At 62.7% G+C, this 14479-nt stretch carries 14 protein-coding genes; 10 read left to right on the plus strand and 4 right to left on the minus strand.

Annotated features, from left to right (window positions below; genetic code table 11):
- The first annotated feature begins 6 nt into the window (after positions 1 to 6).
- From bamB to pdxH, 4 genes are read left to right on the plus strand one after another with little or no spacing between them, the layout of a single operon-like run.
- The gene (gene bamB, locus SPICUR_RS03095) at positions 7 to 1149 is read left to right on the plus strand and encodes an outer membrane protein assembly factor BamB (protein WP_023365945.1); all 1143 of its coding nucleotides are present in this window, start codon (positions 7 to 9) and stop codon (positions 1147 to 1149) included.
- 12 nt (positions 1150 to 1161) lie between these two features.
- Complete coding sequence (gene adk, locus SPICUR_RS03100; protein ID WP_041381626.1) at positions 1162 to 1818, plus strand: adenylate kinase; 657 nt, start codon at positions 1162 to 1164, stop codon at positions 1816 to 1818.
- A gap of 39 nt (positions 1819 to 1857) precedes the next feature.
- A complete protein-coding gene (locus SPICUR_RS03105) occupies positions 1858 to 3138 on the plus strand; it encodes an NfeD family protein (RefSeq protein ID WP_023365949.1) in 1281 nt (426 codons plus the stop codon).
- Positions 3135 to 3725 carry a pyridoxamine 5'-phosphate oxidase gene (gene pdxH, locus SPICUR_RS03110; protein WP_023365951.1) on the plus strand — a complete coding sequence of 197 codons (591 nt, stop codon included), beginning with the start codon at positions 3135 to 3137 and terminating at the stop codon, positions 3723 to 3725. Before SPICUR_RS03105 ends, pdxH begins: the two co-directional genes overlap by 4 nt.
- Positions 3726 to 3747: 22 nt before the next feature.
- Here the strand turns inward: pdxH and SPICUR_RS03115 are convergent, their stop codons facing one another.
- Positions 3748 to 4983 (minus strand): hypothetical protein, encoded by a 1236-nt coding sequence (locus SPICUR_RS03115; RefSeq protein WP_023365953.1) that lies wholly within the window; start codon positions 4981 to 4983, stop codon positions 3748 to 3750.
- A gap of 138 nt (positions 4984 to 5121) precedes the next feature.
- Between SPICUR_RS03115 and SPICUR_RS03120 the strand changes: the two genes are divergently transcribed.
- A complete protein-coding gene (locus tag SPICUR_RS03120; protein WP_023365955.1) occupies positions 5122 to 5433 on the plus strand; it encodes an H-NS histone family protein in 312 nt (103 codons plus the stop codon).
- Between the two features lie 40 nt (positions 5434 to 5473).
- Here SPICUR_RS03120 and SPICUR_RS03125 read toward each other — a convergent pair whose 3' ends face one another.
- From SPICUR_RS03125 to SPICUR_RS03135, 3 genes are read right to left on the minus strand one after another with little or no spacing between them, the layout of a single operon-like run.
- Positions 5474 to 6808, minus strand: coding sequence for a nicotinate phosphoribosyltransferase (locus SPICUR_RS03125; RefSeq protein ID WP_023365957.1), 1335 nt, complete (start codon positions 6806 to 6808; stop codon positions 5474 to 5476).
- 15 nt (positions 6809 to 6823) lie between these two features.
- Positions 6824 to 7615, minus strand: a complete 792-nt coding sequence (locus SPICUR_RS03130) for an ABC transporter permease (protein WP_051373230.1) — start codon at positions 7613 to 7615, stop codon at positions 6824 to 6826.
- Between the two features lie 2 nt (positions 7616 to 7617).
- On the minus strand, positions 7618 to 8556 hold the full coding sequence (locus SPICUR_RS03135; protein ID WP_023365961.1) for an ABC transporter ATP-binding protein: 939 nt from the start codon (positions 8554 to 8556) through the stop codon (positions 7618 to 7620).
- Between the two features lie 205 nt (positions 8557 to 8761).
- On the opposite strand from SPICUR_RS03135, the gene carA reads away from it, so the two are divergent.
- The 5 genes from carA to rlmE are packed head-to-tail and all read left to right on the plus strand — an operon-like array spanning position 8762 to position 14439.
- Entirely contained in the window at positions 8762 to 9922 is a 1161-nt protein-coding gene (carA, locus tag SPICUR_RS03140) for a glutamine-hydrolyzing carbamoyl-phosphate synthase small subunit (protein ID WP_041381627.1), read from the plus strand.
- A gap of 10 nt (positions 9923 to 9932) precedes the next feature.
- On the plus strand, positions 9933 to 13151 hold the full coding sequence (carB, locus tag SPICUR_RS03145; RefSeq protein WP_023365965.1) for a carbamoyl-phosphate synthase large subunit: 3219 nt from the start codon (positions 9933 to 9935) through the stop codon (positions 13149 to 13151).
- Positions 13148 to 13624, plus strand: coding sequence for a transcription elongation factor GreA (greA, locus tag SPICUR_RS03150; RefSeq protein ID WP_023365967.1), 477 nt, complete (start codon positions 13148 to 13150; stop codon positions 13622 to 13624). Before carB ends, greA begins: the two co-directional genes overlap by 4 nt.
- Positions 13596 to 13826 (plus strand): hypothetical protein, encoded by a 231-nt coding sequence (locus SPICUR_RS09905; protein ID WP_148291309.1) that lies wholly within the window; start codon positions 13596 to 13598, stop codon positions 13824 to 13826. Before greA ends, SPICUR_RS09905 begins: the two co-directional genes overlap by 29 nt.
- On the plus strand, positions 13816 to 14439 hold the full coding sequence (gene rlmE, locus SPICUR_RS03155; protein ID WP_023365971.1) for a 23S rRNA (uridine(2552)-2'-O)-methyltransferase RlmE: 624 nt from the start codon (positions 13816 to 13818) through the stop codon (positions 14437 to 14439). Before SPICUR_RS09905 ends, rlmE begins: the two co-directional genes overlap by 11 nt.
- Positions 14440 to 14479 lie beyond the last annotated feature (40 nt).

Here is a 14479-nt window from a genome sequence, read left to right on the forward strand (position 1 = left end):
GCAGGCATGAGAGCGGCCATACTGATTGGGCTGGTGGTCTGGCTGACCGGTTGCGGTGGCGCCTCACTGATCAAGGCTGAAGATCCCCCCGCTTTTGACAACGCCGTGGCTGGCGCGCAGGTCAGTCAGCACTGGCAGGCTCGCGTGGGTGCGGATACGCCGCCCGGTTATCGGCTTGAACCCGCGCTTTTTGATGACCGGGTGTTCGCCGCGGCCGCTGATGGCAGGGTGATGGCCTTTGAGGCCGATACCGGCGAGCGAGTCTGGCGCCAGTCACTGGACGCGTCGATTACCGGTGCAGTGGGTGTCGGCGAAGACGGTGTGGCGGTCGGTACTGCTGACGCCCAGGTCATTCTCATGGATGCCAGCAGCGGCGAGGTGCAGTGGCGGCGTGGTGTCAGTAGCGAGGTGCTGGCGCCCCCGGCGGTGGGGCAGGGCAGTGTTGTCGTGCGCACCGGTGATGGCGGTGTCTTTGCCCTGGATGCGGAGTCGGGCCAGCAGCGCTGGCTCTATCGTCGTAATGTGCCCGCCTTGAGCCTGCGCGGCCATTCCTCGCCAGTCCTGGTGAATGGCGGCGTCGTGGCCGGTTTCGATAACGGCCGGCTGAGCGCGCTGGATCTCGACACGGGTGACCCGGCCTGGGAGGCGACCGTTGCCGTTCCAGAGGGGCGGAGTGATCTCGAGCGCATGATTGATATCGACGCCGATCCGACGGTCGCGGGCGGCGACCTTTTCGCCGGCGCCTACCAGGGGCGGCTTGCCGGTATCGCGCTGGCGGATGGCCAGATCGCATGGACGCGTGACGTCTCGGTCCTTGGTGGCCTGGCGGTTGACGACAACTATATCTATGCGACTGATGCGCAGGGTTATATCTGGGCGCTCGATCGTCGTAATGGTGCATCGGTATGGCGCCTCGACGCACTTGAGGGGGTATCGCTGACAGCGCCCCGGCGTTACCGGGACGGTCTGATCGTGGCCGGTTCGGATGGGTATCTCAACTGGATCGGTCGGCGTGACGGCGAACTGCAGGCACGCCATGCCATCGGCAATGCCCGGCTTTCCGCGCCGCCGCTCGTCGACGAGGATCAAATCGTCATACTCGACCGCCGTGGACGCCTCCAGGCGATCAGCATCGAACCGAATAATTAAGAGGAGAGCGCTATGAGAATGATATTGCTCGGTCCCCCGGGCGCCGGCAAGGGTACGCAGGCGGCAGGCTTGTGCGAGGCTTACGCAATCCCCCAGATTTCCACCGGCGACATGCTGCGGGCGGCCGTCAAGGCCGGAACCGAGCTCGGTGTTGCGGCTAAGGCCGTGATGGATGCGGGCGAGTTGGTCTCGGATGACATTATCATCGGTCTGGTGAAAGAGCGGATCGCTGAACCCGACTGCGCCAATGGCTTCCTCTTTGATGGTTTCCCACGGACGATCGCTCAGGCCGATGCGCTCACTGAGGCCGGGATCCCCATTGATGCGGTGGTCGAGATCCGTGTCGATGACGAGGCGATCGTTTCACGAATGGTGGGGCGGCGCTGCCATCCCGGCTCAGGCCGGGTCTATCACGTCGATAATGCACCACCGGCGACGGCGGGCCAGGATGACGTCACCGGCGAGCCGCTTGTGCAGCGAGAGGATGATCAGCCGCATACGGTTCGCCAGCGCCTGGCGGTCTACCACGAACAGACACGGCCGCTGGTCGACTACTATCAGTCGCGGGCGCAATCGGGTGATGCGGATGCCCCGCGCTACGTCTGTGTGGACGGTGAGGGCGACATCAATGCCGTACGCCAGCGGATCATCGACGCGCTCGCTGCCTGATCCGGGAACCCGTGCGCGCATCATGCGTTCCCAGAACGCATGATGCGCGTATTGCTATCAATCCTCCTCGGCCTTTTTACGGCCAGCGCCAGTGCCGGGCCGGTCCATCAATTGACCATCGATGGCTCCATCGGACCCGCCACGGCACAGTACGTGGTGGATGGGCTGGAAACGGCTGACGCAGCGTCGGCGCCGGCAGTCGTGCTGACCATCGATACGCCAGGCGGGCTCGACTCGGCGATGCGTGACATCGTTCAGGCCATTCTGGACTCGCCGGTGCCCGTGATCGGCTATGTCTCGCCGTCAGGGGCGAGGGCAGCCAGCGCCGGCACTTATATCCTCTATGCGACTCACTGGGCCGCGATGGCACCGGGCACCAATCTGGGTGCGGCGACTCCGGTCCGCGTCGGTGGGGGGATGCCGGGTTCCGGGGATGAGGGCGACGCCGACGAACCATCGACCATGGAACGCAAGCGGGTGAATGATGCGGTGGCTTACATCCGTTCGTTGGCGGAGCTGCGGGAGCGCAATGCCGAATGGGCGGAACGCGCCGTGCGGGAGTCGGTCAGCCTGTCGGCGGAGTCGGCGCTCGAGGACAATGTCATTGACCAGATGTCATCCGATCTTCGCGCCGTGCTGGACGCTGCACCGGTTGACACCGCCGGTCGCGCCGTCGATGAACGCCCACCGGGGTGGGCGGATGAATTCATGGGCATCATCACCCATCCCAACGTAACCTATATCCTGCTGCTGATCGGGCTCTACGGCCTGATTTTCGAGCTCGCCAATCCCGGCGCCATTGTTCCTGGCGTGATCGGTGGTACGTCGCTGTTGCTCGCGTTGTTTGCCATACAGGTGCTCCCGGTGAACTATGCAGGCCTCGCGCTCATTGGACTCGGTGTGCTGTTCATGCTCGGCGAGGCATTAGTGCCGTCGTTCGGTGCCCTGGGCGTCGGAGGGGTTCTGGTGTTTGGGCTTGGCTCGGTGCTGCTTTTCGATACGCAGGGGCCGGGGTTTGAGCTCTCGATTCTGCTGGTGATCGGGGTGTCTGCTGCCAGTCTGTTGATTTTCCTCGGCACAGGCTGGCTGGCAATACGGGCCTTCCGCCGCCGCGGTGTCGCCGGTACCGCGCACATGAACGGCGCCGTCGGCGAGGTGATCGCCACTGATCCGAGGCTGCGGATCCGGGTTGAGGGCGAGCGCTGGCGCGCGGTCTGTGACCAGCCGGTAGAAACAGGGGATACTGTGCGGGTGACCGCCGTTAATGGTTTGACGGTGACCGTTGAGCCGACGAGCACTAAAGGAGAAGGGTCCCGATGACGTACTATGAAACCGCCATTGCGCGGTTCCGCGAATGGTTGGAGCTGGCCCACGAGACCGAGGGGATCGTTGACCCGACGGCCATGGCGCTCGCCACAGCGGATGCAAGCGGTCGTCCGGGCGTGCGGACGGTGCTGCTCAAGCAGGTCGATGAGGCGGGTTTCGTGTTCTATACCAATACCCGCAGTCAGAAGGGGATGCATCTCGCGGCAAACCCCTATGCGGCGCTTGATTTCTATTGGGCGCCACTGGCCCGCCAGGTGGTGATCGAGGGCGGGGTCCAGACCGTGAGCGACGACGAGGCGGATGCCTACTTTGCCAGTCGACCGCGACTCAGCCAGATTGGCGCGTGGGCATCGGATCAGTCCAAGCCATTGGCGGATCGCGAGGCATTCGAGGCGCGGCTCGCCGAGGTGGAGGCCCGATTCGGCGATGGCCCCATCAGCCGGCCACCGCACTGGACCGGCTATCGGCTCCGGCCGAACCGGATTGAGTTCTGGCAGGGCCGGGATGGTCGGCTGCATGACCGCGAGCGTTACTACCGCAGCGACAGCGGCGATTGGGAGTGGCTGCTCCTCAACCCCTGATTCCATCGCTTGGGGCAGCCCCTCAGGCGCTGCCCGCGTAGTCGAGCCAGGGCTGCAGGTAGGCCGGGTTGCCTGCGGCGCTGATCTGGCCGGGGCGCTCCATCCGCCAGGTGGCCCCGAGCGCCTCCGCACGTGCCTGCCAGTGTCCTATAATGGCTTGTATGCCCTCGGGACGGACCGGATAGTCATGAACCAGCGTTATCAGCTGGCCGTCCGCTGCCTGGACCAATGCCGTGTAGGCGACTGGCCCAAGCTGGGCGTCTGACTGCTCGGTAACGGTGACAATCGTCGCCGACTCGACTTGCGGATCGTCGGTGATGATCTCTCGATACCAGGGCTGTTCTGCGCTAATGACGTGGGCCTGCGCCACCGAGAGAGCGATTTCCGGATCGTCGGCCTCGCCGCCGCGCGTTGGGGCAACGGGATGGACGCTCATGCCATGACTCTCAAGTCCGGCCATATACTGGCGCTGGTTGCGCATCCAGGCGCCGTATCCGGCCACAGCCTGTTCGGGTGGGGCCTGATGGTGTGCGGCCCACGCATCGAAGCTCAACCATGGTGTCCAGACCTCGCCGCCGGTGCCAATAAGCCGATTGCCCGTGTCCAGCCGACAGTCCTCAACGCTATCGGGCCGATAAAGCGCGGCCTCAATCAATTGCCAGAGTGAGCCGAATTCGGCGTGCTCCAGCTGGACTTTCATCAGCGCGGAGAGATCATGGAATGTGGCATAACTGAGATTGACCGGTTCGACGCCCATCAGCTGGCGCAATGCGCGATCGGTCGCCAATCCGGCACTCCCTTTTTCCAGTAATACACCCTCGAGTTTCTGCCGTAATGGGTCGAGCTGTTCACCCGGTGCAACGAGCGCGAATGGAATCGCTAAAAGCGGTCCCGAACCAGGGCGGCGCAAAGGAGCGATCGCGGATTCAGGAAATCGGCCGGCGTTACTGCCGAGCGTGAGTAGCTGGGGAATGAACGGGCCGCCGCGAAGACTACCGCGGTAAATATCCAGCAGGGCCTCGACCATGGGGAGCCCGGGACGTAGTAGTTCAGTCAGGTCATAGAGCGCCGCCGGCATGACCAGCCCGGCCTCAGCGATTTCCTCGCCCACGATCCGCCGGAGATCGTCAGCAATGGGGGCGGCGAGCAGCTCCGCGTTGTCACGGCTCAACGCCTCTGGAGGCCGCTGACGCATAATGTGTTCGGGGTCCAGTTCCACGGTGAGAACAGCGGGGGTGGCGGAAAGGGCAGACGCCATTACTGCCTCCATTGAATGAAAATAAAGAGTGTAGCATTCGCCTGGTCAAAAGGTGACATGCAAGGGGCTGCTTTTTGATACCTGATCGATTATCTTATGGGGGTTAATCACATGCAGTTGTACTGAAACGAGGAATGAATGGACCTTTCTAGCTATACCACCGAGCAGCTGAATCAGCTTAAAAAGGATATTGATACGGAAATCCAGGGCCGTCGCAAGGAAGACGCTAAAAAGGCACAGCAGGAAATGAAACAGGTGGCAGAGCGCTACGGCTTTACCCTGAATGACCTGGTGGCCGGTCAGCCCGCGAAAACGCGTGCCAAGAGTAAGGTGCGGTTCCAGCATCCGACGGATGCTTCGAAGACCTGGTCAGGTCGCGGTCGCAAACCGGTCTGGATCAAGGACTGGGAGGCCGAGGGCCGACCGTTGGACGAGCTTCGCATCGATTAGTCGATGCCACGAATGCCGGTGACCCCGCACAGACCCTGCGCTAGCGCTCAGGCGCCTGTGCGGCCCGCAGCTCCTCCAGTGCGGGTGACAGGGTGACCGGATAGGTTCCCGGCGCTCGCAGCGCGCGGATGCCCTCTGGCAGGGCGGCCTGTTGCGCGATGCAGTGCTGACGGGCGTCATCCAGGTGAGTACGGCCTGCCGCGGTGCGTCGACCCGCCTCCATGACCGTCTGGAGCAACGGCTGACCCGGGGCGTCCTCTCCCATCAGGCCGAGGGTGTCACCCACGAAGATTCCCTGATCGTCGTAATGGCGGTGGATCTGCTTTCGGCCGGGCAGATCGGTCTTGCCCGAGGCATTCTTGCCTCGCGGGCGATCCCGGAAGTAGTGCAGCTTGTAGGCGGAATCAAGGAACGGCACGTCGGCGGATGTGTTGACGTTCGAACCGACGCCTACGCCATCGATGGGCGCGCCTGCCGAGAGCAATGTCTCCAACCGGTATTCATCGAGTCCGCCGCTCACGAGGATGCGCGTGTGCTGCAGACCGGCGGCGTCGAGGATCTCTCGGGTCATGTGGGCATTCGCGGCCAGGTCGCCGCTGTCGATGCGCACGCCATGAATGGGGATCCCATCGCTCGCCAGCCGTCGGGATACCTCCACGACGTGCTCGGCGCCCCGACGGACATCGTAGGTATCGATCAGTAGGACGACGTTGTTCGGGTGGCTGCGGGCGAAGTTCTCGAAAGCCTGAAGCTCGCTGTCATGGGCAAGAATGAAGGCATGGGCCATCGTGCCGGTGGGTGGAATGCCGTAGCGGACACTGCCCAGACAGGTTGCCGTCGCTGAGAATCCAGCCAGATAGCAGGCCCGGGCAGCCCAGACGCCGGCTTCACCGCCATGGGCACGGCGCATGCCGAAGTCGATGATCGGTGTATTGCCTGCCACAAGGCGGCAGCGCGCCGCCTTACTCGCGATCAGCGTCTGGTAGTGGAGAATGTTCATCAGTCGCGACTCGATCAGCTGCGCTTCCGGGAGGGGCGCGACGATCTGCAACAGGGGCTCTTCCGGGAAGAACACACGACCCTCCGGAAGCGCGTTCACCTGTCCGGTGAAACGGAATTCCGCCATGGTGTCGACAAAGGCCGCCGAGAACAGGCCCGAGTCGCGCATCCACTCCAGTTCCTCTGCGCCGAATTCGAGCTGCTCGAGCCACTCCAGACCCTGCTCCAGGCCCGCGGCCACGAAAAAGCCCCGATGCGGCGACTGACGCATGAACAGCTCGAAAACCGCATCCTCCGTCATCCCATGCTCGTAATAGGTCTGGAGCATGGTGAGTTCGTACAGATCGGTGAGAAGGGGCGTTTGCTCCAGATTCATTCCGTTACCGTTTGTTCAGCTGCGCAGCCCGGTGCCGCGATCGAGAAGCCACAGACTCAGAACTGTTCCCGCCACGATAAAGCCGATGATCAGGATATAGGCGATGCCAATGGGGATGTCTGAGCTCCCGAGAACGCCATAGCGGAAGGCATTCACCATGTAGAAGATCGGGTTGATCAGCGATACATGCTGCCAGAACTCCGGCAGCAGCGAGATCGAGTAGAACACGCCACCGAGGTAGGTCAACGGTGTGAGGATGAACGTGGGCACGATCGAGATATCGTCGAATTTCTTCGCGAAAACGCCATTAATGAACCCGCCCAGCGAAAAAAGCACCGCGGTGAGGAAAACCACCGAGATCGTCACCGGGAGGTTGTGGATATTCAGATCGGCAAAGAAGCTGGCGATGATCGTGACGATCAGCCCCGTGCATAACCCACGTCCGACGCCTCCGGCGACATAGCCGGCCAGGATGACGTAATTGGGGGTGGGCGAGACCAGCAGCTCTTCAATATGCCGCTGGAACTTGGCGCCGAAAAACGACGTGGCCACATTGCTGTAGGAGTTGGTGATCACCGCCATCATGATGATCCCGGGGGCGATGAACTCCATGAAGCTGTATCCCTCCATGGGGCCGACCCGCGAGCCGATCAGGCCGCCAAAGATCACGAAATACAGCGTCATGGTGATGGCCGGCGGCACCAGGGTCTGCACCCAGATCCGCATGTAGCGTTGGGTTTCCTTGCCGGCCAGGGTCTGCAGCGCCGTCAGTGTCTGGCGGGGATACGCGGGGTAAAGTCCGGCCATGATCAAGCAGTCTCCGACTGGGGCTCGGTATTGTGATTGCCGAGCATGCGTACAAACAGCTCTTCGAGCCGATTGGATTTGTTCTTCATGCTGGTGACTTCAACCCCGGCGGCGTTGAGCGCGCTGAACAGTTCCGTGAGCGTCTGCTCGCCACGCAGTTCGACCTCGATGGTGCGCTCATCGAGCGGCAGCACGCCGAAATCCGGGAGTGCGGGAAGCGAGTTGACGGGTGTCGTCACATCAAGGACGAAACTCTGGGATTTGAGTTTCGTCAGCAGCGATCGCACGTCGGTGTCTTCGACGATCCGCCCGCCATCAATGATCCCGATGCCCCGGCAGAGGGATTCCGCCTCCTCGAGGTAATGCGTGGTCAGGATGATGGTGGTGCCGCGTTCGTTCATACGCCGGAGGAATTCCCACATTGATCGACGCAGCTCGATGTCCACGCCGGCCGTGGGTTCGTCGAGAATCAGCAGCCGCGGTTCATGGACCAGGGCGCGGGCAATCATCAGGCGGCGTTTCATGCCCCCGGACAGCTGCCGCGACGGGGCGTCACGCTTGCCCCACAGGTCGAGCTCGCGCAGATACTTCTCCGCCCGCTCCCGGGCGGTCGTCCGGTCGATGCCGTAGAAGCCCGCCTGGTTGGTGACGATCTGGGCGACGGTCTCGAACTGATTGAAGTTGAATTCCTGGGGCACCAGGCCGATGTTGGATTTGGCCTGCCACGGATCCTTGAGGATGTCGTGCCCGAACACCTCGACGCTGCCCGAGGTGGGGCGCACCAGTGAGGCCACGGTGCCGATGATCGTGGTCTTGCCGGCGCCATTCGGCCCGAGCAGGCCATAGAAGTCGCCGGGACGGACCTCAAGATTGATGTCGCGCAGGGCCGTGACGCCGCCAGGATACGTCTTGTTCAACTGACGAAGAGAAAGCGCATTCATGCTGAATTGAACCGGATTGAAGAGTCGCTGGAACGCGACTGAAAGACGTGGAGGCTAGCCCCTTTTGCCGTGTCGGTGCAAGGGAAGTGAGCGGCGGGTTCATTGGACAGTTTTGCGCCTGGCGGCGTAAACTCATCGCTTGAAACAGTGGACGGGAGGGCTTCCGCGGAACCCTCCCGTTTTTGCGAGCAGATGGGGTACAGGCGTGACTCAATTGGCGATTCTGGGGCTGGAAGACGGCTCGATTTTCAGGGGGGCGGCACTGGGTGCCAGCGGCCAGACGGTAGGCGAGGTCTGCTTCAATACGGCGATGACCGGCTATCAGGAGATCTGCACCGACCCCTCCTATTACGGGCAGATGGTGACGCTGACCTATCCGCATATTGGTAACACCGGCGCGACGCCCCTCGACGAAGAGGCCGATGGTCCCCAGCTCGCCGGACTGATCATTCGCGACGCACCGGTGCGCATGAGCAACTGGCGGGCACGGCTTTCTCTGCCCGACTATCTGGCCGAGCATGGCGTAGTGGGGATCAGTGATATTGATACCCGGCGCCTGACGCGGCTGCTTCGTGAAAAGGGCGCACAGAACGGCTGCATCATCGCCGGCGATGATGCCGATCCGACGACAGCGATCGCGGCGGCACAGGCCCACCCCTCGCTGACGGGGCGCGATCTCGTCCAGTCCGTGACGACCGCTGAGTCCTACACATGGCGGATTGGGACCTGGTCGCTGGGACGACAGGAGCAGGAGGGCGCGCCCCACAATGACGCCGACCTGCGCTGGCATGTGGTGGCCTACGACTTCGGTATCAAACGCAATATCCTCCGGCGCCTCGTCGACAGCGGCTGCCGGGTGACGGTGGTTCCGGCCATGACCCCGCCGGATGAAGTCCTGGCGCTAGAGCCGGATGGGGTCTTCCTCTCCAACGGTCCGGGTGATCCGGAACCCCTGGACTATGCGATCGATGCGACACGGCGCTTTCTGGCGGCCGGCATGCCGGTGTTCGGCATCTGTCTGGGCCACCAGCTGCTGGGGCTCGCTGCCGGGGCGGCCAGCCTGAAAATGAAGTTTGGTCATCACGGCGCGAACCACCCGGTGGTTGATGCCGATGCCAACCGCGTCATGATATCGAGTCAGAATCATGGCTTCGCAATCGACGCCGATTCCTTGCCGGAGAACGTACGGGTGATCAACCGCTCACTGTTCGATGGCAGTCTTCAGGGTATTGAGTTGACCGATACCCCTGCCTTCAGCTTCCAGGGTCATCCGGAAGCCAGCCCCGGGCCGCATGATGTCGCGCCGCTGTTTGCCCGCTTCGTTGATCTGATGGCCGCCCGCCAGGCGGCCCGTTCCACCAGGTAGTAATCCCCCTATGCCCAAGCGTACCGACATTGAAAGCATCCTGATCATCGGTGCCGGACCGATCGTTATCGGTCAGGCCTGCGAGTTTGACTATTCCGGTGCCCAAGCCTGTAAGGCCCTGCGCGAGGAGGGTTACCGCGTCATTCTGGTCAACTCCAATCCGGCGACGATCATGACGGATCCGGAGATGGCCGATGCGGTCTACATCGAGCCCATCCAGCCGCAGGTGGTTGCCAGCATCATCCGGCGCGAGCAGCCGGACGCCGTGCTACCCACCATGGGCGGGCAGACCGCGCTCAACTGCGCGCTCGAACTCGACCGCCGGGGTGTGCTCACCGAGCACGGCGTTGAAATGATCGGTGCCACCCAGTCGGCGATCGACATGGCGGAAGATCGCGAGGCTTTCCGTCAGGCCATGGCGCGGATTGACCTGGATACGCCTGCGGCGCGTATCGCGCACAGTATGGAGGACGCCAACGAGGCGCAGCGGGCAGTCGGGTTTCCGACCATCATCCGGCCCTCGTTCACTCTCGGAGGGAGTGGCGGCGGTATCGCCTATAATGCCGACGAGTTCGCGGAAATCTGTGAGCGGGGGCTCGACCTGTCGCCGACCAATGAGCTGTTGATCGAGGAGTCGGTGCTCGGCTGGAAGGAATTCGAGATGGAGGTGGTACGCGATCACAGCGACAACGCCATCATCATCTGCGCGATCGAGAACCTCGATCCGATGGGTGTCCATACCGGCGATTCGATTACCGTCGCACCGGCTCAGACGCTCACCGACAAGGAATACCAGATCATGCGCGACGCCTCGCTGGCGGTGTTGCGTGAGATCGGTGTCGAGACCGGCGGTTCCAACGTTCAATTCGCGGTCAATCCGGAGGACGGCCGGCTGGTGGTGATCGAGATGAACCCGCGGGTCTCGCGCTCCTCCGCGCTGGCATCAAAAGCGACAGGCTTCCCGATAGCGAAAGTAGCCGCCAAGCTCGCGGTCGGGTACTCGCTCGACGAGCTGCGTAACGAGATCACGGGCGGACGCACGCCGGCCTCATTCGAGCCGAGCATTGACTACGTGGTCACCAAGATCCCGCGGTTTACCTTTGAGAAATTCATGCGCACCAAGCCCGTGCTGACGACACAGATGAAGTCAGTGGGCGAGGTCATGGCGATGGGGCGGAATTTCCAGGAGTCCCTCCAGAAGGCGCTGCGAGGTCTGGAAAACGGCCTCGAGGGGCTGGATCCGCGCGTGCCGCCCGGTGCCGGCGCACTCGAGCGTGTGATCCAGGAGGTCCGCCAGCCCGGGCCCGAGCGATTACTCTGGGTGGCAGACGGATTCCGCGCCGGGCTCGACCTCGAGCAGCTGTTCGCGCACACGTGGATCGATCCGTGGTTTCTCGCCCAGATCGGTGATTTGATCGAGCGCGAGGGTCAGCTCGAAGGACTGGATCTGGGTGCGGTTGGGGCCGACGCGATGCGACGGCTCAAGCGCAGCGGTTTTTCCGATGCACGGCTCGCGCGTCTGCTCGGCAATCCGGAGAAGGCCGTCCGCGAACGCCGCCACGAGCTTAATGTGCGGCCGGTCTATAAGCGGGTGGATTCCTGCGCGGCGGAGTTTGCGACGGCCACCGCGTATCTCTACTCGAGCTACGATGAGGAGAATGAGGCGGACCCGAGCGATCGCCAGAAAATCATGATCCTGGGCGGCGGACCCAACCGGATCGGGCAGGGCATCGAATTCGATTACTGCTGCGTGCATGCCGCCCTCGCACTGCGTGAGGACGGTTACGAGACCATCATGGTCAACTGCAATCCAGAAACGGTCTCCACCGACTATGACACCTCCGACCGGCTGTATTTCGAGCCGCTGACCCTCGAGGACGTGCTTGAGATCGTCGAGATTGAGCAGCCGACGGGTATTGTCATCCAGTATGGCGGTCAGACGCCGCTCAAGCTGGCCCGCGATCTGGAAGCCTGTGGCGCGCCGATTGTCGGGACAACGCCGAACTGCATCGATCTTGCAGAGGATCGCGAGCGCTTTCAGGGGCTGATCAATGCCGCAGGGCTCCAGCAGCCGCCGAACCGCACCGCGAGCAGCGCCGACGAGGCGTTCCGGCTTGCCGGAGAGATTGGCTATCCGCTGGTGGTGCGGCCCTCTTACGTGCTCGGTGGCCGGGCGATGGAAATCGTCTATCAGGAATCCGAACTGGCGCAGTACATGAACGAAGCGGTTCGTGTGTCCAATGAGTCACCGGTCCTGCTCGATCGCTTCCTGGACGACGCCATCGAGGTTGATGTCGATGCAATCTGTGATGGTGAGGATGTGCTGATCGGCGGCGTGATGGAGCATATCGAACAGGCGGGTGTGCACTCCGGTGACTCCGCCTGCTCGCTGCCGCCGTACAGCCTCGCGCCACAGGTCGTCGATCGGCTGCGTGAGCAGATGCGCGAGATGGCGCTGCGGCTCAATGTCGTCGGGCTGATGAATGCCCAATTCGCCGTCAAGGGTGATGAGGTCTACGTCCTCGAGGTCAATCCGCGTGCCTCCCGTACCGTGCCGTTCGTCTCCAAGGCGACAGGCCTGCCGCTCGCCAAGATTGCGGCCCGCTGCATGGTGGGAAGGACACTGGCTGATCAGGGCTGTACGCGGGAGCGGGTGCCGCCGATCTATTCCGTGAAAGAAGCGGTTTTCCCATTCATTAAATTCCCGGGGGTGGATCCCATTCTCGGCCCGGAAATGAAATCCACCGGCGAGGTGATGGGTATCGGGCCGGTGTTCGGCGAGGCATACGCCAAGTCGCAACACGCTGCCGGTGTTGAGCTGCCGCGAAGCGGCCGGGTCTTCATCAGTGTGCGGGATGCCGACAAGCCAGTGATCGCGCCCATCGCCCGCGATCTGGCACGCAAGGGATTCGGGTTGGTGGCAACCCACGGGACGGCAGAAGTGCTCGAGGATGCCGGGATCGAGTGCGAGCGCATCAACAAGGTCGCCGAAGGTCGACCGCATATCGTTGATGCGATCAAAAATGGCGGTATCCAGTTGATCATCAATACCACCGAGGGCCGTCAGGCGATCGCTGATTCATTCTCGATCCGCCGTGAGGCCCTGCAGCATAAGGTCTGCTATACAACCACGATTGCCGGTGCCCGGGCGACCGGTCAGGCGCTCGGCTATCTCGAATCCGATGACGTGCGTTCACTCCAGGATCTGCACAAGGAGGCCAGAACATGAGTAAAACCCCGCTGACCGTGCGCGGTGCGGAAAAGCTTCGCGACGAGCTCAATCGGCTCAAGACCGAAGAGCGCCCGCGGGTGATCAATGCGATCTCTGAGGCACGCGCACACGGTGATCTCAAGGAGAACGCGGAATACCATGCGGCGCGTGAACAACAGGCCTTCATCGAGGGGCGCATCGCCGAGATCGAGGGCAAGCTCTCGAACGCGCAGGTGATCGATGTGACCGCGTTGCCGGCGAACGGCAAGGTTGTGTTCGGCGTGACGGTGGCGCTCGCCGACGAGGAAGACGGTTCGGAGAAGACCTATCAGATCGTTGGCGAGGATGAGGCGGATATCAAGAACGCTCGGATCTCGGTCCAGTCGCCGATTGCCCGCGCGCTGATCGGTAAGGAAGAGGGCGATGTCGTCGATGTCCAGACACCGGGAGGGCACCGGGCCTATGAAATCGTCGAGGTCCGATACGAATAACAGCCTCGATCGGCTCGATGCGGTCAAGCTCGAGCTTGCAGTGGTGATCGGTCTGGTGATTGGGGCGCTCGTAGTGGTCTGGCGGGTGGAAATGAGTCACTGGGCGGATCTGGGATTGCTCGCGCTGACTGGGTTCGGCGCGGGTGGCTGGGTTGCCTGGCGGACCCGCATTATCCTTCGGGATCATCACGATGGCACGTAGCAGTGGCAGCCGGCGCTGGCTGGATGAGCATTTCAGCGACCCGTACGTGCGTGAAGCACAGCGCCGGGGGCTGCGCTCCCGTGCGGCCTTCAAACTCGAAGAAATCGACCGCCGCGACCAGCTGCTCGCACCCGGGCAGTGTGTGGTGGACCTTGGCGCGGCGCCTGGGGGTTGGAGCGAATACGCTGTTCACCGAGTCGGTCCATCGGGTCGGGTGATCGCCATTGATCTGCTGGAGATGACGCCGCCACCGGGCGTGGTCTTCGTTCAGGGTGACTTCGGTGCTGACGACGGGCTGGCCGCGCTCGATGAAGCACTCGCCGACTGCGCGGTCGACCTTGTACTTTCCGATATGGCCCCCAACTTCTCTGGACACAAGGCGATTGATCAGCCCCGCGCGATGCGACTCGCCGAGCTAGCGCTGGATTTCTGTGAGGATCGTCTGAAACCTGGCGGCGGGATGCTGGTCAAAACGTTTCAGGGGCAGGGTTTTGATGAATTGCTTGCGGCGATGCGCCAGTGCTTTCACCGGGTGCAGAGCCGCAAACCGCCCGCCTCGCGCGGCCGGAGCCGGGAAATCTACCTGCTGGCCCGTGGCTTCCGGGCAGTGTAGGCTGCAGAAATAATCGATGTATAGAGGTGAGCCGTCTTGA

This window comes from Spiribacter curvatus, from assembly GCF_000485905.1.
GTDB lineage: Bacteria > Pseudomonadota > Gammaproteobacteria > Nitrococcales > Nitrococcaceae > Spiribacter > Spiribacter curvatus.

What these genes read in the sequence shown, in the direction of transcription:
- bamB (WP_023365945.1), top strand. Translation starts at nt 7, where the DNA reads ATGAGAGCGGCCATACTGATTGGGCTGGTGGTCTGGCTGACCGGTTGC.
- adk (WP_041381626.1), top strand. Translation starts at nt 1,162, where the DNA reads ATGAGAATGATATTGCTCGGTCCCCCGGGCGCCGGCAAGGGTACGCAG.
- SPICUR_RS03105 (WP_023365949.1), top strand. Translation starts at nt 1,858, where the DNA reads ATGATGCGCGTATTGCTATCAATCCTCCTCGGCCTTTTTACGGCCAGC.
- pdxH (WP_023365951.1), top strand. Translation starts at nt 3,135, where the DNA reads ATGACGTACTATGAAACCGCCATTGCGCGGTTCCGCGAATGGTTGGAG.
- SPICUR_RS03115 (WP_023365953.1), bottom strand. Translation starts at nt 4,983, where the DNA reads ATGGCGTCTGCCCTTTCCGCCACCCCCGCTGTTCTCACCGTGGAACTG.
- SPICUR_RS03120 (WP_023365955.1), top strand. Translation starts at nt 5,122, where the DNA reads ATGGACCTTTCTAGCTATACCACCGAGCAGCTGAATCAGCTTAAAAAG.
- SPICUR_RS03125 (WP_023365957.1), bottom strand. Translation starts at nt 6,808, where the DNA reads ATGAATCTGGAGCAAACGCCCCTTCTCACCGATCTGTACGAACTCACC.
- SPICUR_RS03130 (WP_051373230.1), bottom strand. Translation starts at nt 7,615, where the DNA reads ATGGCCGGACTTTACCCCGCGTATCCCCGCCAGACACTGACGGCGCTG.
- SPICUR_RS03135 (WP_023365961.1), bottom strand. Translation starts at nt 8,556, where the DNA reads ATGAATGCGCTTTCTCTTCGTCAGTTGAACAAGACGTATCCTGGCGGC.
- carB (WP_023365965.1), top strand. Translation starts at nt 9,933, where the DNA reads ATGCCCAAGCGTACCGACATTGAAAGCATCCTGATCATCGGTGCCGGA.
- greA (WP_023365967.1), top strand. Translation starts at nt 13,148, where the DNA reads ATGAGTAAAACCCCGCTGACCGTGCGCGGTGCGGAAAAGCTTCGCGAC.
- SPICUR_RS09905 (WP_148291309.1), top strand. Translation starts at nt 13,596, where the DNA reads ATGAAATCGTCGAGGTCCGATACGAATAACAGCCTCGATCGGCTCGAT.
- rlmE (WP_023365971.1), top strand. Translation starts at nt 13,816, where the DNA reads ATGGCACGTAGCAGTGGCAGCCGGCGCTGGCTGGATGAGCATTTCAGC.